Origin of the sequence: Paractinoplanes abujensis, from assembly GCF_014204895.1 — a bacterium.
GTDB lineage: Bacteria > Actinomycetota > Actinomycetes > Mycobacteriales > Micromonosporaceae > Actinoplanes > Actinoplanes abujensis.
The window spans coordinates 1,674,274-1,692,141 of sequence record NZ_JACHMF010000001.1 but is presented as its reverse complement, the minus strand read 5'-3'; the positions used below and the strand labels follow the sequence as shown (position 1 = coordinate 1,692,141).

Genomic DNA, 17,868 nt, shown 5'->3' with positions numbered 1-17,868 from the left:
GATGCGATCAGGTTTGGGCGTCGATGACCGCCGCCGCGCAGGTCGGGCCCGTCGCCGGCCAGGCCGACCGGCACGACCGCGGCCGGACCGTCGTACGGGAGCAGCTCGGCTCCCCGGCGGGCCGCGTCGAAGGGGCCAGGTTGCGGACGCCGGACGTGCCGGCACCCCTGCCGTTCACCAGGTGAGCAGCGACCACCCGTGCGCGGCGACGAGCGCGGGGTCGCCGCCGGGCGCGGACGATTCGAGCACCTGTGCTGCCGGCGCGATGTCGGGGAATCGGTACTCGTCGTCGCTCACATTGAGCAGCAGAGTGAGCGAACCCGTTCGCAACGCGACTGCGGTGTTCGTCAGATGCGTCGCGGTCGTCACGCCGTACGTGAGCCCGGGGTTGCGCCGTCGCACCCCGATCAGCGTCTCGTGCAGGCGATAGGTGGGCCACCCGAGCGGCGACAGCTCGCCGGGCGTGTCGGGGAACGCGGGCCGGATCTCGTCGTCGCCGCCCGCGCGTTCCTCCTTGATGCCGCGGAACGCCTGCTCGTCGCCGTAGTAGATGCTCGGCACGCCCGCCACCGTGCACAGGAGGGCGATCGCGTGACCGAGGTGGCGCGGGTCGTTGAGCTTGCTGGCGATCCGGGTGACGTCGTGGTTGCCCAGGAACGTCATCGGCAGCCCGGCCGGCAGCAGCGCCGCGTGCCGTTCCAGCGCGTGGGCCAGCTCGAAGAAGTTGCCGTCGTTGAGGCTGCTCCAGATGGCCTTCCACAACTCGTACTGGGTGATCGAGTCGAGGCCGGAATCGCGCAGGATCGCGGAATAGTCGCCGTGGATGACCTCGCCCACGAACCACGCGTCCGGGTGTTTCGGGCGTACCCGGCCGAGCGCAGCCTTCCAGAACGCCGGATCGACCGCGTACGCCGCGTCGAGGCGCCACCCGTCGGCCCCGCGCGTCAGCCAGTGATCCATCACCCGGACGACGTGGTCGAGCACCGCAGGCTGCGTGTGGTCGAGTTCGCGCAGGTCGCCGTGGCCCTCGAAGTCGCCGCCGGTGAACCAGTGCGCCGGCGCGCGGAAGCCGCGCCCCACGTGGTTGAAGACGCCATCGAGCAGCACCCGTACGCCGCGTTGCCGCGCCGCCGCGATCAAGGCGTCGAAATCGGCCTCGTCCCCGAGCCGCGGGTCGATGCGGAAATGGTCGACCGTGTCGTAGCCGTGCGTCTCGGACGCGAAGATCGGCCCGAGCTGCAGCCCGTTCGCACCCAGCTCGACCGCGTAGTCGAGCCAGCCCGCGATCTTGTCGAGGCGCCCGAAGCCGAGCGGGTAGACGTGCCACCAAATGGCGTGATCGATCCAGGAAGTCACCCCGGCGACCATACCCCGCAGGCGGCGGAGGCATACGTCACTGGCATTCCGGTGATCGTTTGGGAGGATGGCGGAATGGGCCCGGTTGATCTGAACGAGGCGGCGCGGGTGTTCACCGACGCGCGGCCGCGCCTTTTCGGGATCGCCTATCGCATGCTCGGCAGCGTCACCGAGGCCGAGGATCTGGTGCAGGACGTGTGGCTGCGCTGGCAGGGTTACGACCGCGAATCCGTGGAGAATCCGGCCGCTTTCCTGGCCACGACCACGACCCGCCTCGCCATCAACCACCTTCAATCGGCCCGCGTACGCCGGGAGACGTACATCGGTCCGTGGCTGCCCGAGCCGGTGGACACCAGCGCCGACCCTTATCTGGGCGCGGAAACCGGCAACGCGCTCGAATTCGCCGTCCTGCTGCTGCTGGAGAAGCTGACGCCCACCGAACGGGCCGCCTACGTGCTGCGTGAGGCCTTCGACTACCCGTACGGGCAGATCGCGGAGATTCTGCGGAGCAACGAACCCGCCGTCCGGCAGTGGGTGTCCCGGGCCCGCAAACACGTGACCGGGGAACGCAAAGCGCCCGCGCCGGTCTCGGCCCAGCGGGAATTGCTGACCACTTTCATCACGGCGGCCCGTTCGGGTGATCTGGCCGGCTTGGAGAAACTGTTCGCAGCCGAGGTCGCCAGCATCACCGACGGCAACGGGGCCAAGCACGCGGCCCGCCGCGTCGTCGTCGGCGCGGACAAGGTGGCCCGGTTCATTGCCGCGTTCTCGTCGTTCTGGTGGGACGGCATCGAGGTGCGCCACGTCGTCGTGAACGGCCGGCCGGGCGCGGTGCTCCGGCAGGGCGACGAGGTCAAGGCCGTGCTGACGCTCAGCGCCTCCGCGGACGGCATCGATCAGCTGATGTGGCAGATGAATCAGGAAAAAGTCGCCGCGTTCCGCTGATCACTGTCACAAAACCGGGTCCTGTCCTGTCCTACCTGATGAACAGGGAGGCAAGATGCGAACGATCCTGGTGGTCGGCGGGGGTTATGCCGGTTTCTACACGGCTTGGGGGCTGGAGAAGAGGCTTCGGCGCGGCGAGGCCCGGGTCATCGTGGTCGACCCCCGGCCGTACATGACCTATCAGCCGTTCCTGCCGGAAGTGGTGGCGGGTTCCGTCGAGGCGCGGCACGCCGCCGTTTCGCTGCGGCGTCATCTGCGCACGACGGAACTGGTGAACGGCAGCGTGACGAAGATCGACCACGAGCACCGTACGGTCGTGGTGCGGCCCGCAGTGGGCGGGGAATTCCCGATCCCGTACGACGTTCTGGTCGTCACGGCGGGTGCGGTGACCCGCAAACTGGCCATTCCCGGAGTGGCTGAGCACGCGATCGGGATGAAGCACGTGGAAGAGGCCGTGGCCATTCGCGACCGGTTGCTGACCGCCTTCGACCAGGCCGCCGTTCTGCCGGTTTCCGAGCGGCGGCGCCTGCTCAGTTTCACCTTCGTCGGCGGTGGTTTCTCCGGCGTCGAGGGCTTCGGTGAGCTGATGTCGCTCGCTCATTCGCTGGTCCGCAAGTATCCGGCGCTGTCGGCCGGCGAATTGGAGTTCCACCTCGTCGAGGCGCGCGACCGGATCCTGCCCGAGGTGACCGGCGAACCCGGCCGCTGGGTCGTGCGCCACCTCCGCGAGCGCGGCGGAACTGTGCACCTGAACGCGCAACTTCGGTCGGCTGTGGACGGTCACGTCGTGCTGTCGACCGGCGAGGAGTGGGACTCGGAGCTGATCGTGTGGACGGCCGGCAACGGCGCCAACCCGATGGTCCACAACCACACCGACCTGCCCATCGACGCGCGCGGCCAGGTGACCGTACGGGCTGATCTGCGCATCGGGACGGCCGAGGCGCCGGTGCCGGACGCGTGGGCCGCGGGCGACGACGCCGCGGTGCCGGACCTGGCGATCAACCAGCCCGGGGTGGCCACGGTGCCGAACGCGCAACACGCCGTACGGCAGGGCCGGTTGCTGGCCAAGAACATCGTGGCCGTGCTGCGCGGGCGGGAACCGCAGCCGTACGTGCATCACAGCCTGGGAACCGTGGCGACGCTCGGGCTGGGGCGGGGCATCTTCCAGTGGCACCGCATCGTGATCAAGGGCTTCCCGGCGTGGGTCATGCACCGCGGCTACCACGTGCTGGCCGTGCCGACCTGGGAGCGCAAGGTGCGGGTGGCCGCCGTCTGGGCGACGGCGCTGTTCTTCGGGCGTGACATCGTGTCGCTGGCCTCGGTGCAGAACCCGCGGCGCGCCTTCGAGACGGGCGGCGACACGACCGCGGTGTCACCCGGCGAGCGCGTCTGACCCGCACGACGCACACGTTCGCGACCGGGGGCGACGCCGGACTGGTTCAGTGGGTCGCTTCAGTCCTGGACGGCCAGGGCCACGCCCGCCGCGGAGAAGCCCAGGCCCAGGACGACGTGGAGCAGTAGGCTGCGGGCGTTCTCGCGGCGCTCGTCGATGAAGGCGCCGGCCGGGTCGCCGGCGAGGTAGCGCACGGTCACCGGCTCGCCGACGGCGAAGGTGGGGACCCCCGACGACAGGTTGCTCGTCAACTGCCGGGGCGTGCCGAGCTCGTCGGTGTAGGCGACGATCACCGCGCGGCTGCCGCCCGGTTTGGTCTCGTGACCGGTCACCGTGCCGACGGTGTGCCTGCCTTCGCTGCGCAGACGGCGCAGATGCGTCCATTCCCGCACGCCGCGAGAGGCAACGAACAGACCCACGAGCACGAGGATGACCGCCAGCACCATGCCGGTCATCCTCGGGCACTCGCGCACACCAGTCGATAGCGCAGTCGGCTGACTTGCTCGCTACTTCTGGGTGGTCAGCCACTCCCGGAACGTCGTCGTGGCGAGCACGGCGTCGGCCGGTGCCGTCAGGACGCTCCCGGGCACGGCGGCGAACATGCCGGCGGCCGGGTCGACGACGACCTGACGAGGGTCGCCCTGGGCCTGCAGCGCGATCCGGCCCAGCTCGTCCAGCGTGAACACTTCCGGCCCGCCCACATTGCGCACGCCGCGCAACGGCTCACCCGCGCTGACCCGGGCCACCGCACGGGCGATGTCGGCCGATGCCACCGGCTGCACGGGCGTCGCCGGAAGCCGTACGGTGGTCTCGTCGGAAGTCCAGGACAGCACGGACTTCACGAACTCGAAGAACTGCGTGGCGCGCACGATCGACCACGGGATCGGGCCCGCCTTGAGCACGTCCTCCTGCAACACCTTGGCCTTGTAGTAGTCGAGCGCGGGCACCTGGTCGACGCCGACGATCGACAGGATGACCGCGTGCCCGACACCCTGACGGTGCGCGGCGGCAAGCATGGTGTCCATGGTCTGCTGAAAGAACGCGGGCGACTTCTCGTCGAAGGTCGGCGAGTTGGTCAGGTTGACCACCACGTCGGCCCCTTTGAGCCCTTCGTCCAGGCCGTCCCCGGTGAGCAGGTCGACGCCGTTCGAGGGGGACAGCGGCTCGGCGTCGTGACCGTGCTCCCCCAGCAGCTTGACGACCTGCGAGCCGACGAGCCCGGTCCCGCCCAGCACGGCGATCTTCATCTCCATCACACCCTTCGTTCTGTCTCGGTCACTTCTTTCGACCGGACAGCCCGTACGGGTGTGACAGGTTCACGCATCCTTTTTCGTACGGCGGCGCTTGTCGCGCACGTGGAACACGGCCTTCTTGCCCTGCCCCAGATCGCGCCGCTCCAAGTCGAACAGGGTGATCGCGCCGATCAGGTCGCTCAGTTTGCTGTAGCCGTAGGTGCGCGAGTCGAAATCCGGGCTCTGGTTGGTGAGGATCTGCCCGACGTGCGAAAGCGTCGCCCAGCCGTCATCGTCGCTCGCGGCCTCGACCGCGTTGCGCAGCTGATTGACCAGTGCCGAGTTGTTGCGCAACTGCTCGGCCGCGCTCAGCTGCACCGGCTCCGGGGCGGTCGGCCCCGTCAGGTTCTCGGTGTAGATGAACTTGTCACAGGCCGCGACGAACGACTTCGGCGTCTTGCGTTCCCCGAAGCCGTAAACGGTCAGCCCCGACTCCCGGATACGCGAGGCCAGCCGCGTGAAGTCGCTGTCACTGGACAGGATGCAGAACCCGTCGAACCGCCCCGTGTACAGCAGATCCATCGCATCGATGATCATGGCCGAGTCGGTGGAGTTCTTCCGATTCGTGTACGCGAACTGCTGCATCGGCTGGATCGACTGCGCCAGCAGCTCGTCCTTCCAGCCCTTGAGGTTGGGCCCGGTCCAATCCCCGTACGCCCGCTTGACGTGCGCAGTGCCGTACTTGGCGATTTCAGCCAGCAGCGCCTCGATGATTCGCGACTGCGCATTGTCGGCGTCGATGAGCACCGCCAACTTGGCGTCGTTGTCCGCAGCCACGCCCCGCCCTCTTCCCGATCCGTCCCGCTCCGGCCCCGACAGAGTACGACCCCTCAAGCCGTACGGTTTCGTCCCGTCAAGCTCCTCCCCACCGCGCACAACCCGCCGTCGGTCAAGCACCGATCGCCGTCACGGAGGGTGCACTCATGCTCGTCGACCCGGAGGGCCACCTGAGCCGGCACGCTCAGGTGTGAAGTGGAAGTTGTGCGGAGTTGCGCGTTCGCTCCGCGGCGTGCAGTACATGTCTGCGCCATCCGTGCCGGACTGCGCGAACGTGCAGCCATCTGCCGCATACGCGCACGGACGTCGGCCCCCCGGGCGTGGCGTATCGGTTGATCTTTCGAGTTGCGCCGGCCGGCGTCGGGCTGCGGCTTGGAGTCCGGGTGGTCGGCGCCGGTAGCCGCGGAGCTGCTGTTGGTTAGGGCGTGGCGGACGCCGCGCCGGTCCGCCGGGCCCTGACCCGGCTGCAACGCGGTCGAGGACGCCGAGGGCGACGTGGCGGCGGCCGCCGGTCTGTTCTTCGGCCAGGACAGCGCTGACGAGGCGGATGACGGCGTCGCGGTCTTGAGGATCCCGACGACGTCGGTGCGGCGGCGGATTTTCCTTGTGGAGGCGTTCGCTGGGGTTGTTCGACCAGGTCCGGGGCCGGATCTGCTGCGGGAGGCCGGTGAAACCGAGCAGGTCAGCGCGGGCGTGCGTGACGGTGGCGGTCGAGGGGGCTGGGGTTGCGGCGAGGGCGCGGGGCGTGGGGGTGCTCGCGGCGATCCCACGGCGTACGGGCGGAGGGGTTGATCTTGGGAGGGGCGGCGGGGCAGAGGGGGATCGAACGGGGCCTCTACAGTGAGGCCATGCCCACACGTCAGGATCAGCTTCACTCGTATCAGTACGCGATGCAGCGAGTGGTGGCGGCCCTGGTCAGCCGGGATCCGGATCCGGCGCGGTCGCCCATGCGGCGGGCGGGGACCACCGCGTTGGTCAGTTTGCTGATTGCTGCGCTGGCGGTGGGGGCTACCGCGATCTACGGGATCCTGACGGGCAACGGCAACACCGACCCGCGCGACTCGAGCGTGATTTTGCAGGAGAAGGGCACGGGCGCGCAGTTCGTGTACCTGAAGGCGGACAGCCGGCTGCATCCGGTGCTCAACTACACGTCGGGGATGTTGCTGGCGGAGGGGTCGCCGGCGGCGGTGAAGGGCATCTCTGCGCGCAAATTGTCCGATGTGCCCCTGGGGCCGACGTTGGGCATCGTGGGGGCGCCGGATTCCCTGCCGGAGAAGTCTGCGCTGCTCACCGGGTCGTGGTCGGTGTGCACGCAGCGGGAGGACGCGGGGCTGCGTTCGACGGTGCTGGTCGGCACGACGCCGAGCGGCGGGCGGCCGGCCGGCGCGAAGCGGGAGGCGTTGCTGGTCAGCGAGCCGAACGGCCGGGTGTCGCTGGTCGACGGGAACCGCAAGTTCAGCATCCCGCCCGGCGCGGAACTGCGCACTCAGCGCGCTCTCGGCTACAACGCGCAGACCCCGTGGCCGGTTACCACGGCCTGGATCAACGCGATTCCGAGCGGGCCCGACCTGGTCGCGCCGCAGGTGCCGAACCGGGGTGGCCGCTCGGCCGTGGCGGGGCGTGAGATCGGTCAGGTGCTCAGTGATGTCGGCCGGACCCAGTTCGCGGTGTTGCTGGCCGACGGCGTGGCGGCCGTGACGCCACTGCAGGCGAAGCTGCTGCAGGCACTGCCGGGAGCGCCCAGGGAGTTCCCGGTGGACAATTTCGTCGACCTGCAGCCGTCGCGGCAGCAGATCAGCGACGCGGGTCAGGCCGGGGCGCTTCCGACGACCGTTCCGACGCTGGCCGACGGCACCCCGCAGCGGGCCTGCGTGACGCTGCCGGTCCGGGATCAGACGCGCGACGGTGTCCGCATCGACCCGGACATTCCCGACGGCACCGCGATCCCGCAGCCGGGAACGCCGGGGCAGGTGCGCGCCGACGTCGTGCACGTGCCGCGGGGCCGCGGGGCCGTGGTCGGGTCGCTGCCCAACCCCGATTCGCCGCAGCTCGGCACGATCGGCATCGTGACCGACACGGGCACGATGTTCCCGCTGGCCAACCCCGGGCTGCTGACCAAGCTGGGCTACGCCAAGGTCAAGCCGGTGGCCGTGCCGAGCGAGATCGTCAGCCTGCTCGCGCCGGGGCCGTCGCTCGACCCGGAACAGGCCCAGCGCCCGCCCGTCGCAGCACCGGCCGCGTCGGGCGCGCCCACCGGCCAGTGAAACCGGAGGGCGCACCCACCGGTCAGTGAGCCGGAACGCCCGCGGCAAGAAGTCAGGGGTCCATCGCGCGCGTGGCGTCGCGCAGGAAAGCGGTGACGATCTGCTGGGCGTCGGCGTCCAGGGAGCGGCTCAGGGCGTCGATGGCCAGGATCGACGGCCGCAGGAACTGCAGGGTGGCGTGCAACGCCGACGGGGTGGCCGAGACGGTGACGCGGCGGCGGTCGCGCGGGTGGCTTGTGCGCTGCACGTGACCGGCCTGCTCGAGGCGGTCGATCAGCACGGTCACCGACGCCGAGCGGATGCCGAGCCGGGACGCCAGTTCGGCCGGGCCCATCGGGCCGTACTGCTGCAGCAACGCCAGCGCGCTCATGTCGGTGCCGTTGACGCCCAGCTCGCGGGACGCCCGGGCCTGGAGCTCGCGGGCCGCACCGATCAGGTGCTGCACCGCCCGGGTGGCGTCGGTCAGCTCCGGCAGCGGGTTCGAGTTCTGTGGATCAGCGATATTCACGCACCTTCGGGACGGGCCATCCGATGAAGGCGGCTATCTCCTCGTCCGGCGTCGATTCCTGCGTCACCCATTCTTCCAGGGCCCGGCTCAGCGACGGCGGCACCCCGGCCGTGACGACGTCGGGCCAGAAATCCTCGCCGAAGAGTTCGCTGCCGAGTCGCGCCCGGGTCAGGTCGGCCAGGAACGGCGCCTCCAGGTAGCGCCGGACGTGTTCACGGCAGGGCTCGTCGCGTCCGGGCGGCGGCATGAGCGGCTCCTAGGCGTGACGGCAGAAACCAGGCGACGAAATAGCTAGGCGATCTAGCATCTCCATTACCGAGATATTCTGCAACCCCCGGCAAGGGTCGAAGAGATCAGGAGACGGGGCTACGGCCGCCGGGAACGCCGAGCGGCGGCGCACCCGCCGGACGAGGTCACGCGGAGTGCCGCGCTCCGGGAGCCGCCCACTCCGGACGGCTCGCGGGCCCGGCTGTCGCGCCCAGGGTCCGCCACGCGCTGAGCGCCGCCCCGGCCAGCGGCAGCACCAGCAGAAGCGCCAGGAAGGCCCAGGCCAGGAGCCCGAGGCCACTGCCGATCGCCATCCCGAACGCCATGAGCGGCAGCACCAGCGCGGTGACCATCGTGAACCGCGCCGTGGCGCGTGCGACTCGCCGCCCGGCGGGCCGCCGGCGGTTGCCGATGCCGGTCGCCAGCAGGCCCAGGACCGCCCCCGCGATCATGACGGCGCCACTGAACTCGATCAGCAAATCGAGGAAGGCGAACCACCACGCGTCGGTCGGATACACCGGCGCGGCCACGTCGACCAGGCGCACGCCCTGATCCCACAGGAACGGCTGGAACACCAGAGCCGCGGTGAGGATCCCGGCCGTACGACGGGACGAGGCCACGGCCAGCGTGGTCTGATAGGCCTCGGCGATCGCACCGACCGGCCCGAACTCGGCCTCCGCGCGGGCCCGGGCGTCCTCCGCCGGCCACCCCTGCCCGACCAGCGCGTCGGTCGCGTCCTCCAGGTGGTCGGCCGCCTCCTGCAGCAGGTCACGCTTGAGCCGCCGCGGCCCGACCAGGGCGGCGTCGAGCTCCGCGAGGTACGTCACCCGGCCATCCTGCCAACCCGGCCGGGCCACCACATCCGGGTTCACCCCTAGGCCGGCTTGAGCACGTCACCGACGACACGGGAGAACTGTTTCCACTCCTCGCGCGCGGCCGCCAGCCGTTTGTGGCCCGAGCGCGACAACGTGTACGTCCGGCGCCGCCGGCCCGAGTCGTCCGACCAGTCGCTGCGCAGGTAGCCGGCCGCTTCGAGCCGCCGCAGGGCCGGATAGACCGTGCCGGTGGGCAGGTCGAGCTCGCCGCCGCTGCGGGCCGCCAGCGCCTCGATGATCGCGTAGCCGTGCCGGGGCTGCCCCTCGACGGTGGCGAGGATCAGCGCGTCGAGGTGACCACGGAGCGCGTCGGCTTTCATGTAGACAGCCTACACAACTTCCCTATACGTTGGCTGCCTATACGTAGGCAGGCAACATGTAGGGAGGTTTCCCTTGACTACCACCGAGCAACCGCCCGCCGCGCCGCACGGGGATCGCCACACCCGGATGACCCGGCTCGCGGGCTGGTCCCAACGCCACCACTGGGCCGCCATCGCGCTGTGGGTCGTGGCGCTGGCCGCGATCATCGGCGGTGCCACGGCGGCCGGCAGCGACTACCGCAACGACTTCTCGCTGCCCGGCACCGAATCCGAGCGCCTTCTGGAGGCGTACGCGCAACACAGCCCGCAACAGCGGGGCGACAGCGTGACGGTGGTCGTGCAAGCGGCGGGCGGCATCGCGGGCGAGCAGGCACGGATCGACGCGTTGCTCGCCGACCTGCGCAACCTCGCGCATGTGGCGTCAGTTCGACCACCGGATCCCCGTACGGGGGCAATCTCGCCCGACGGCACGGTGGGGCTCGCCACCGTGGCGCTCGACGACGCCGCCGGCTTCATCCCGGCCGACGACAAACGCGCGATCCTGGACACTGCGCTCGCGCACGATTCCGACGGTCTGCGCGTGGAGTTGTCCGGCGACGCGATCCGCGAGGTCCAGGAGGCCGGCGGCGGGGCCGGCGAGGGTGCCGGCATGCTGGCCGCCCTGGTCGTCCTGCTGTTCCTGTTCGGCTCGCTGCTGGCCGCGTCGCTGCCGCTGATCACCGCGGTCTTCGCCGTGGGCACGACGTCCGGCCTGGTCGGGCTGGCCTCGCACGTGCTGACGATCCCCGACTACACGGCGCCGATGCTGATCCTGGTCGGGCTGGGCGTCGGCATCGACTACGCGCTGCTGGTCTTTGCGCGTCATCGCTCGGAGTTGCTCGCCGGCGTCACCCGCGAGGTGGCCGCACGGACAGCTCTGGACACCGCCGGACGCTCGGTGTTGTTCGCGGGTGCCACGGTCGTGATCGCGCTGCTCGGCCTCTACACGCTCGGGCTGGGCGCCCTGGAAGGCGTGGCGCTCAGCGTCACCCTGACCGTGCTCATGACGATGCTCGCCTCGCTCACCCTGCTGCCGTCGCTGCTCACCATCTTCGGCCGCCGCATCGAGCGCAGCATCCGCCAACACGCGGCGCGCAACGAGCGTCGCGGACGGGTCCCGGGCCGGCGCTGGCGTTTCTGGGCCACCGTCGTGCAGCGGCGTCCGGTGCCCGCGTTGCTCATCGCCGTCGCCGTTCTCGGCGCCCTGTGCGCCCCCGCGCTCGGCATGCGGCTCGGCCTGGCCGACGAGGGCAACGACGCCCCGACCACCACCACCCGGCAGGCCTACGACCTGATCGCCTCGTCGTTCGGCCCCGGCGCCAACGGCCCGCTGGTCGTCGTCACTGCCGACGGCGACGAAGCCAAGGCCCGGACCGCGTACGAGATGCTGGACCGCTACCCGGGCATCGCCGACGCCACTGTCGCGCAGCCGTCGCCGGACGGGCAGCTGCTGACCAGCCTGGCCTTCCCGGCCACCTCGCCGCAGGCCGAGGAGACCGCCGACCTGGTCGAGCGGTTGCGCGCCGACCTGCCCGACGGGGTGCTGGTGGGCGGCCCGACCGCGGCCACGGTGGACTTCGCCACGGCCGTGGACCGGCGGTTCCCGCTCTTCATCGGCGCGGTGGTCGGCCTCTCGGCGCTGCTGCTCCTGCTGGTCTTCCGCTCGGTGGCCATCGCGATCAAGGCGGCCGTCCTCAACCTGTTCTCCATCGGCGCCTCCCTCGGCGTGATGGTGCTGGTCTTCCAGAACGGCTGGCTCGGGGCTTCGCCGGGCCCGATCGAGGCCTTCGTTCCCGTCATCATCTTCGCTGTCGTGTTCGGCCTGTCGATGGACTATGAGGTGTTCCTGGTCTCCCGCATGCACGAGGAGTGGACCCGCACCCGCGACGCCACCCACGCCGTCCGCGAGGGCCTGGCCACCACCGGCAGCGTCATCACGGCCGCCGCGGCCATCATGATCGTGGTGTTCGGCGCCTTCGTGCTCAGCCCCGACCGCATGCTGCAGATGATGGGCCTGGGCATGGCCACCGCCGTCCTGCTCGACGCCCTGGTCATCCGCTGCCTGATCGTGCCCGCGGTGATGCGCCTCCTCGGCGAACGCGCATGGTGGGGTCCACGCCGGCTGCAACGCACACTGCCCGCCGTACGCGTCGATTAGCGCGGCTGCTTGGCCGGCACCGGGCCCAGTGTCGGGAGCACGGTGAGCAGGGTGGGCAGGCCGCTGGACCAGTCGGCGGCGGGAGCGCGCCAGTCCACGGCGTACGAGCGGTCGCCGACCGGGACGATCTGACGGACCGCGCGGATGCGGCGGCCCTCCGGGTCCTCGTACGTGTACTCCCACAGCGCGCCCGCGGTGTCGGGGACGGGACTGATGCGCAGGCGGCGATAGTCGGGCCGGGCGGTCCGGGTTCGCGTCTCGACGGCGGTCAGGGCCACCACCGGGTCGCCCGGGGCGGTCCAGCGGGACACCCCCATCACCGTCCGGCCGTCGGGGGCGGTGCAGGTCAGGCGGCCGCCGCGGAAGGAGGGCTGCCACGTGGCGGGCATCGCGACGCGGTATTCATCCTTCGGCTCGGTCCACCATGTGAGGCCGGCGGGCAGCGTCGCGGGCGGGGCGGAGACGGGGGTGGCCGAGACCGGCGGCGAGGCCGGGGTGCCGGCGGGCCGGCCGGCGAAGGCGACGCCGGCGCACGCGATCGCCGCGGCCGCCGTGACCGCCGTGCCGGCCCGCAGCAGGGTGGTACGGCGGGTGGCGGGGGCGATGCGGCGCAGGCGGCGGCGGGCCTCGGCCGCGGTCATGCGGGTGGCCGGGTCACGCCGCATCAAGCCGGTCAGCACGGGTTCCAGCGGGCCGGCCAGCTCGTACGGGTCGGGAGTGCCGGCGTCGGCCGCGTGCAGGGCGTCGTCGGTGGTGTCGCGGGTGAACGGGGTGCGGCCCTCAACGGCGTGGTAGAGCGTCGCACCCAGTGACCACAGGTCGCAGCGTTCGTCGGTGACCAGGTCGAAGAGGCGTTCGGGGGCGACGTACTTCGGGGAGCCCAGGATGACGTCGGCCTCGGCCAGCGCGGCCACCCCGGCCTTGCTGCCGGCCGGGCCGAAGTCGGTCAGGACCGCGCGGCCGTCGTCGGCGATCAGCACGTTGGACGGTTTCACGTCGAGGTGCAGCACGTCCGCGTCCCAGGCGGCGGTGAGCGCGGCCAGCAGGTCGAGCCCGATGCGGGCCACGCGGGCGGGCGGCATCGGGCCCTCGTCGAGGATCAGGTCGAGCAGCGAGCGCGACGGCACGTACTCCATCACGATCCACGGGGCGTCCCCGTCGAGCAGCACGTCGAGGGTGCGGATCACGTTCGGGTGATGAATGCGGGCGAAGGCGCGGGCTTCCCGGGGCACCCACAGCCGTACGAGGGAACGTTTCTCCGGGGTGAGCGACTGGGGCAGGCCGCACTTCTTGACCGCCACCGTCCTGCCCGTACGCTCGTCGGCCGCGAGCCAGACGTGACCGAGACCGCCCTGGGCCAACGGACCGAGCACCCGCCAGCGCCCCGCGATGAGATCGCCCGGAGCCGTCATCACCACTTGAAGGTACCCCGCCAGGGCCGGTATGAACGTCGGTGATCGGTCGCTCACCATCGGACGTGTGGCCGCGGGCCTCGACCGTCCGGTGGAGTCGAAAGGTGTCGATGCCCGGCGTAAGGTCGGCGGTCACGACGGGGATCTGCGAAGGCGAGGCGCATGCGGACACTCGGATACCGGATCGCGGCGGTCGCCGTGGTCACCGCGACCGCGGCCACCGTGGCGGCGGTGCGGGCCACGGAAGCGACGGAACGTGCCGACGCCGGGCGGATGGTCGCGGCCGGCGTCGAAGCACCACCGTCGGGCTCCCCGGCCGACCTCGCCGTGCAGTTCGAGGCGCTGCTCGGGCAGCACGCGGTGCTCGCGGCCAACATGATGCGCAGCCGGGTACGCGGCGACGACGACTTCGTGCAGGCCGCCAACGCCTCGCTCGGCCAGAACACCGACGACATGACCGGCCTGGTCGGGCAGCTTTTCGGGGCCCCGACGGCGGAGAAGTTCCGGCCTCTGTGGTCGCGGCACGTCGTCGCGCTGTTCGGGTACTCGGGCGCGCTGGCCGACCATGACGACAGCGCCCGGGCCGAAGCCCGTACGCAACTGACCACGTTCGAGGGTCAGCTGGCCGCGTTCTTCTCGGGCGCGTCGCAGGGCCGGCTGCCCCTGGCCACCGCGCGCAGCCTGGTCGTCACCCACATCGAGCACCTGACCGGGCAGGCCGACGCGTACGCGGCCGGTGACTACGCGAAGGCCGACGCGCTGTCCCGGCTGGGCTTCCAGCACACGTACGACCTGGGGCTGGGCCTGGCCCAGGCGCTGCTCCCGCCGGCCGACACCGCGGTGCTGGCCCAGCCGGTGTGGCGGCTGCGCTCGCAACTGGGCAAACTGCTGGCCGAGCACGCCGTGCTGATCGAGGACGCGACCCGGGCCGCGGTCACCCGTACGCCCGACTTCAGCGCGGCCGGCCGGTCGCTCAACGCCAACACCAGCGACATCGCCGCGGCCATGGACACCCTGTTCGGCGGGACGGCGGCCCGGCAGTTCCAGACACTGTGGGGCGCGCACGTGGAGGCGCTGGTGTCGTACGCGGCGGCCACCGCGAGCCAGGACGAGGCGAAGCAGCAGCAGGCGCGCGACCGGCTGACCTCGTTCCAGCAGCGGACGGGCAAGTTCCTGGCCGACGCGACGGGCGGAAAGGCCACCCCCGCGGCCATGACGTCGGCGCTGGCCGAGCACGACCGCATGCTGCTCGAGCACGCGGACGCCTACGCGGCCAAGGACTATCCGAAGGCGCACACCATCGCCTACGAGACCTACGACCACATGTTCCACCTGGCCCGCACGCTGGCCGACGCGTTCGGCGGCGCGGTGGCGGCCCGGCTGCCCAAGGGCGGCGCGCAGACCGGTTTCGGCGGGCTGGCCGGCGTCGTGGAACACTTCTGACATGCGCCGGTTCGCAGCCACGGTGGCGGTGCTCGCCCTGCTCACGGCCTGCGGTCCGGAACGCGCCGGGCCCGCGCCGCCACCCGCGCCGGCCAACCCGGCCGACAGCTTCGAGTCGAGCACCACGTACGAGTCGGTGGCCCGGCCCACGCGGATCCGCATCCCGGCCCTGCGCGTGGACAGCCAGATCATCGACCTCGGCCTGCAACCGGACGGCGCTGTCGAAGTGCCCGCGAGCGTGTCGGTGGCGGGCTGGTACGACGGCGGCCCGCGCCCCGGCCAGGACGGCCCCGCGGTGATCCTGGGCCACGTCGACTCCGCGGACGGGCCCGGCGTGTTCGTCGACCTGCACAAGGTCAAGCCGGGCACGCTCGTCGAGGTCGGCCGGGCCGACGGCAGCACGGCCACGTTCAAGGTCAGCAAGGTGTCCCGGGTGGCCAAGACGCTGTTCCCGACCGACCTGGTCTACGCGCCCTCCCTCGACCCCACGCTGCGCCTGGTCACCTGTGGCGGCACCTTCGACCGGGCCCGCGGCAGCTATCGCGACAACGTCATCGCGTACGCCGATGCCGCGTAAGCACCTGGCCCCGGTCGCGCTGGCGCTGGCCGTCGCCGCTGTGTCACCGGCGTTCGGGAGCACGCCGGTCACCGGCGCGCCGGCCGGGCCGGTGCCGTTGCCGGTGCAGGCGGTGCTGGCCGGGGACGATCAGACGGCGGTCGTGGTCGACCTGAGCGCAAGCAGCCGCCCCGGTTCACCGTCGGCCCAGGTCACCACGGGCTCCGTACGCCGCCCGGCCGAGGTCGGCCCGCTCATGTCCCCGGGTCTGGCCGTCACGATCGTGGTCGACACCGCGGCCACCGACGCCGCCTCGGTGCCGGCCTGGCTCAGCGCCGGCGCCCGGTTCATCCTGGAGGCCCCCACCGGCACGTGGGCCACCGTGATCGCCGACTCGGCCCCGGCCACCGCGATCGCCCCGCCCCAGCAGGATCCGGCCGGGGTCGTGGCCGCCCTGGGTGGCGTGCAGCCGCACGGCGAACGCGACACCGCCGCCGCCCTCGACCTGGCCGCCCGCCAGTTCCCCGACGTCCCCGCGGGCCGCAAGCTGACCGTCGTCTACACCGGGGCGGCCGACGCCGGCGGACCGTCCGCCCGGGAACTGGCCGAACGTTTCCGCGCGGCCGGAACCATCCTGGTCGTGGCCACGACGGCCGGCGCCAGCCCGTTCTGGTCGGCCGCGGCCGAGGCCACCGGTGGCTTCTTCGCCCCCGCGGGCAACCCGGTCGTGGTGCCCGCCCTCGACCAGGTCGAGACCACGCTGCGCGGCCGCTACGTGGTGCGGTTCCCGACGCCCGCCGACCGCCCGGCCGAGGTCCCGCTGCAGGTCACGACGCCCGACCTGACGATGACAGCCGACGTCGCCGTGCCTGCTGCCGCCCCGCGTCCCGAGCCCGCCGGCCCCGGCCGCCTGCTGATCGCCGCCGCTGTGGCCGCGATCGCCCTGGTCGTTCTCGGTCTGCTCCTGACGTGGCGGCTGGGCCACCGCAGACGCCGCCCACCACCGATCGTGATCGCCCACGGCCGCGCCTCGGTCCAGCCCCGCGAGTGACCGCCGGCCCCCGTCGGACCACCGCTACGGCGGGAAGTGGCAGCACCCGGCCGGCGACGTCTCTGAGCCGGGACCGGCTAGGAGAGTTCGCGGTAGCGGAGGGCCATCAGGATGTCCGCCCGCACCAGAGCGGCCGGTGTCGCCACGTGCAGGGCGTCGGTGATCTGGCGCAGGCGGTACGTGACGGTGTTCTCGTGCAGGCGCAGGGCGACCGCCGTGGCCCGGGTGGACAGGCCGCTGTGCAGGTAGACCCGCAGGGTTTCGACCAACTGGGGCCTGGCCTGTATGGGGCCCAGGGCATTGCTGACCACCTGCTGGGCGTCGAGGGGGTTCTCCAGCAGCAGGACGTCGGCGGCGACGGCGGCGAACTCGACGACTCCGGTGGTGCCGGCCCGGCGGGCGGCCGACGCCGCCGCCATGGCCTCGCGGCAGGAGCCGGCCACCTCGCCGAAGCGGGGGCGGGGCAGGCCCACGCCGATGAGCAGGCCGGGGCTGCGGGCAGCGCGGGTCAGGGCCGCGATCAGGCCGGGCACGTCGGGGGTGACGATCACCGCCACATCGTCGCGGGTGCCGACGACCGTGCGGCTGTGCAGCAGCGGGCGCAGGGCGTCGAGGACGACGCGCTGTTCGCGCGGCAGCAGTTGTGACCCGCGGACGGCCAGGGCCCGGTGCGAACCCTGCACGGCCACGCCGATCAGTTTGGCCCGTTCCTCGATGACCTGAGGATCGAGCAGTTCGCCGCCGGTCAGGCGGGACACCAGGTCGGTGGCCATCTGTTCCAGGTGCGCGGCCACTTCCGTACGGGCCCGCCGGTAGGCCTCGGTCGACGCCGAGGTCATCCGGTCCACGGCGGCGGCCAGGTCGCGGGTGACCTGGCGGTGTTCGTCGGGGCTGAACGGAGCGTCCACGGTCGCCAGCCACGTGAAGACCTCACGTTCGGCCCGGTGCCACGACGTCACCACGGCCTCGATGGGCACGCCCTGGATGGCCCGGCGTTCGCCCAGGGCGGCCGCCGTGATGAGTTCGGGCGCGGCCGGCAGGCGCCGCTCGGCCACGCAGAACAGCAGCGTACGGATGTTGGGGGTGATCGCGCCGGCCAGGTCGGCCAGGTCCATGCGGTCTTCGTCATAGCCCGGTAACTGCCGCCACACATCGGTTACCAACACCTGCGCCAGGTCGGAAACACGGTTGAGAAGAACGTGTGCTCGTTGT

General features: G+C 71.6%; 19 protein-coding genes. 8 read left to right on the top strand and 11 right to left on the bottom strand.

Going from position 1 to position 17,868, the window contains the following annotated elements:
• Nucleotides 1-23 precede the first annotated feature (23 nt).
• Nucleotides 24-185, top strand: a complete 162-nt coding sequence (locus tag BKA14_RS07205; protein WP_184950126.1) for a hypothetical protein — start codon at nucleotides 24-26, stop codon at nucleotides 183-185.
• Here the strand turns inward: BKA14_RS07205 and BKA14_RS07200 are convergent.
• Complete coding sequence (locus BKA14_RS07200; protein ID WP_184950125.1) at nucleotides 175-1,356, bottom strand: alpha-amylase family protein; 1,182 nt, start codon at nucleotides 1,354-1,356, stop codon at nucleotides 175-177. The genes BKA14_RS07205 and BKA14_RS07200 overlap by 11 nt on opposite strands.
• Nucleotides 1,357-1,431: 75 nt before the next feature.
• On the opposite strand from BKA14_RS07200, the gene BKA14_RS07195 reads away from it, so the two are divergent.
• Both BKA14_RS07195 and BKA14_RS07190 read left to right on the top strand, forming a co-directional pair.
• A complete protein-coding gene (locus BKA14_RS07195) occupies nucleotides 1,432-2,301 on the top strand; it encodes an RNA polymerase sigma-70 factor (protein ID WP_184950124.1) in 870 nt (289 codons plus the stop codon).
• Between the two features lie 55 nt (nucleotides 2,302-2,356).
• Nucleotides 2,357-3,694 (top strand): NAD(P)/FAD-dependent oxidoreductase, encoded by a 1,338-nt coding sequence (locus tag BKA14_RS07190; RefSeq protein WP_184950123.1) that lies wholly within the window; start codon nucleotides 2,357-2,359, stop codon nucleotides 3,692-3,694.
• Between the two features lie 59 nt (nucleotides 3,695-3,753).
• On the opposite strand, the gene BKA14_RS07185 is transcribed toward BKA14_RS07190, so the two are convergent.
• From BKA14_RS07185 to BKA14_RS45500, 4 genes are all read right to left on the bottom strand, one after another.
• Nucleotides 3,754-4,140 (bottom strand): DUF3592 domain-containing protein, encoded by a 387-nt coding sequence (locus tag BKA14_RS07185; protein WP_184950122.1) that lies wholly within the window; start codon nucleotides 4,138-4,140, stop codon nucleotides 3,754-3,756.
• A gap of 60 nt (nucleotides 4,141-4,200) precedes the next feature.
• Nucleotides 4,201-4,947: an SDR family oxidoreductase gene (locus BKA14_RS07180; protein WP_239092415.1), complete on the bottom strand. Its 747-nt coding sequence runs from the start codon at nucleotides 4,945-4,947 to the stop codon at nucleotides 4,201-4,203.
• Between the two features lie 63 nt (nucleotides 4,948-5,010).
• Nucleotides 5,011-5,763: an NYN domain-containing protein gene (locus BKA14_RS07175; protein WP_184950121.1), complete on the bottom strand. Its 753-nt coding sequence runs from the start codon at nucleotides 5,761-5,763 to the stop codon at nucleotides 5,011-5,013.
• 144 nt (nucleotides 5,764-5,907) lie between these two features.
• Nucleotides 5,908-6,621, bottom strand: coding sequence for a transposase (locus tag BKA14_RS45500; RefSeq protein ID WP_184950120.1), 714 nt, complete (start codon nucleotides 6,619-6,621; stop codon nucleotides 5,908-5,910).
• Between BKA14_RS45500 and eccB the strand changes: the two genes are divergently transcribed.
• Nucleotides 6,612-8,027, top strand: coding sequence for a type VII secretion protein EccB (gene eccB / locus BKA14_RS07165; RefSeq protein ID WP_184950119.1), 1,416 nt, complete (start codon nucleotides 6,612-6,614; stop codon nucleotides 8,025-8,027). The genes BKA14_RS45500 and eccB overlap by 10 nt on opposite strands.
• 52 nt (nucleotides 8,028-8,079) lie before the next feature.
• Here eccB and BKA14_RS07160 read toward each other — a convergent pair whose 3' ends face one another.
• The 4 genes from BKA14_RS07160 to BKA14_RS07145 form a co-directional block, all read right to left on the bottom strand.
• A complete protein-coding gene (locus BKA14_RS07160; protein ID WP_239092416.1) occupies nucleotides 8,080-8,535 on the bottom strand; it encodes a MarR family transcriptional regulator in 456 nt (151 codons plus the stop codon).
• Nucleotides 8,522-8,782 carry a hypothetical protein gene (locus tag BKA14_RS07155; protein WP_184950118.1) on the bottom strand — a complete coding sequence of 87 codons (261 nt, stop codon included), beginning with the start codon at nucleotides 8,780-8,782 and terminating at the stop codon, nucleotides 8,522-8,524. The genes BKA14_RS07160 and BKA14_RS07155 overlap by 14 nt, the downstream gene beginning before the upstream one ends.
• A 166-nt stretch (nucleotides 8,783-8,948) precedes the next feature.
• Nucleotides 8,949-9,629 carry a permease prefix domain 1-containing protein gene (locus BKA14_RS07150; RefSeq protein WP_184950117.1) on the bottom strand — a complete coding sequence of 227 codons (681 nt, stop codon included), beginning with the start codon at nucleotides 9,627-9,629 and terminating at the stop codon, nucleotides 8,949-8,951.
• Nucleotides 9,630-9,676: 47 nt separating this feature from the next.
• Complete coding sequence (locus BKA14_RS07145) at nucleotides 9,677-9,997, bottom strand: PadR family transcriptional regulator (RefSeq protein ID WP_184950116.1); 321 nt, start codon at nucleotides 9,995-9,997, stop codon at nucleotides 9,677-9,679.
• Between the two features lie 73 nt (nucleotides 9,998-10,070).
• On the opposite strand from BKA14_RS07145, the gene BKA14_RS07140 reads away from it, so the two are divergent.
• On the top strand, nucleotides 10,071-12,194 hold the full coding sequence (locus tag BKA14_RS07140) for an MMPL family transporter (protein ID WP_239092417.1): 2,124 nt from the start codon (nucleotides 10,071-10,073) through the stop codon (nucleotides 12,192-12,194).
• Here BKA14_RS07140 and BKA14_RS07135 read toward each other — a convergent pair.
• The gene (locus BKA14_RS07135) at nucleotides 12,191-13,606 is read right to left on the bottom strand and encodes a serine/threonine-protein kinase (protein ID WP_239092435.1); all 1,416 of its coding nucleotides are present in this window, start codon (nucleotides 13,604-13,606) and stop codon (nucleotides 12,191-12,193) included. The genes BKA14_RS07140 and BKA14_RS07135 overlap by 4 nt on opposite strands.
• Before the next feature lie 162 nt (nucleotides 13,607-13,768).
• Here BKA14_RS07135 and BKA14_RS07130 point away from each other — a divergent pair, with 162 nt between their 5' ends.
• Genes BKA14_RS07130 through BKA14_RS07120 form a run of 3 tightly spaced genes read left to right on the top strand, consistent with a single transcriptional unit; the run spans nucleotide 13,769 to nucleotide 16,656 of the window.
• Nucleotides 13,769-15,049 (top strand): hypothetical protein, encoded by a 1,281-nt coding sequence (locus BKA14_RS07130; RefSeq protein ID WP_239092418.1) that lies wholly within the window; start codon nucleotides 13,769-13,771, stop codon nucleotides 15,047-15,049.
• A 1-nt stretch (nucleotide 15,050) separates the two neighbouring features.
• A complete protein-coding gene (locus BKA14_RS07125) occupies nucleotides 15,051-15,626 on the top strand; it encodes a class F sortase (protein ID WP_184950114.1) in 576 nt (191 codons plus the stop codon).
• A complete protein-coding gene (locus BKA14_RS07120; protein WP_184950113.1) occupies nucleotides 15,616-16,656 on the top strand; it encodes a hypothetical protein in 1,041 nt (346 codons plus the stop codon). The genes BKA14_RS07125 and BKA14_RS07120 overlap by 11 nt, the downstream gene beginning before the upstream one ends.
• A gap of 77 nt (nucleotides 16,657-16,733) precedes the next feature.
• Here BKA14_RS07120 and BKA14_RS07115 read toward each other — a convergent pair whose 3' ends face one another.
• Nucleotides 16,734-17,822 carry a PucR family transcriptional regulator gene (locus BKA14_RS07115; RefSeq protein ID WP_498371126.1) on the bottom strand — a complete coding sequence of 363 codons (1,089 nt, stop codon included), beginning with the start codon at nucleotides 17,820-17,822 and terminating at the stop codon, nucleotides 16,734-16,736.
• Between the last annotated feature and the right edge of the window lie 46 nt (nucleotides 17,823-17,868).

What these genes read in the sequence shown, in the direction of transcription:
- BKA14_RS07205 (WP_184950126.1), top strand. Translation starts at nt 24, where the DNA reads ATGACCGCCGCCGCGCAGGTCGGGCCCGTCGCCGGCCAGGCCGACCGG.
- BKA14_RS07195 (WP_184950124.1), top strand. Translation starts at nt 1,432, where the DNA reads ATGGGCCCGGTTGATCTGAACGAGGCGGCGCGGGTGTTCACCGACGCG.
- BKA14_RS07190 (WP_184950123.1), top strand. Translation starts at nt 2,357, where the DNA reads ATGCGAACGATCCTGGTGGTCGGCGGGGGTTATGCCGGTTTCTACACG.
- BKA14_RS07185 (WP_184950122.1), bottom strand. Translation starts at nt 4,140, where the DNA reads ATGGTGCTGGCGGTCATCCTCGTGCTCGTGGGTCTGTTCGTTGCCTCT.
- BKA14_RS07180 (WP_239092415.1), bottom strand. Translation starts at nt 4,947, where the DNA reads ATGGAGATGAAGATCGCCGTGCTGGGCGGGACCGGGCTCGTCGGCTCG.
- eccB (WP_184950119.1), top strand. Translation starts at nt 6,612, where the DNA reads ATGCCCACACGTCAGGATCAGCTTCACTCGTATCAGTACGCGATGCAG.
- BKA14_RS07155 (WP_184950118.1), bottom strand. Translation starts at nt 8,782, where the DNA reads ATGCCGCCGCCCGGACGCGACGAGCCCTGCCGTGAACACGTCCGGCGC.
- BKA14_RS07145 (WP_184950116.1), bottom strand. Translation starts at nt 9,997, where the DNA reads ATGAAAGCCGACGCGCTCCGTGGTCACCTCGACGCGCTGATCCTCGCC.
- BKA14_RS07135 (WP_239092435.1), bottom strand. Translation starts at nt 13,606, where the DNA reads ATGACGGCTCCGGGCGATCTCATCGCGGGGCGCTGGCGGGTGCTCGGT.
- BKA14_RS07130 (WP_239092418.1), top strand. Translation starts at nt 13,769, where the DNA reads ATGCGGACACTCGGATACCGGATCGCGGCGGTCGCCGTGGTCACCGCG.
- BKA14_RS07125 (WP_184950114.1), top strand. Translation starts at nt 15,051, where the DNA reads ATGCGCCGGTTCGCAGCCACGGTGGCGGTGCTCGCCCTGCTCACGGCC.
- BKA14_RS07120 (WP_184950113.1), top strand. Translation starts at nt 15,616, where the DNA reads ATGCCGCGTAAGCACCTGGCCCCGGTCGCGCTGGCGCTGGCCGTCGCC.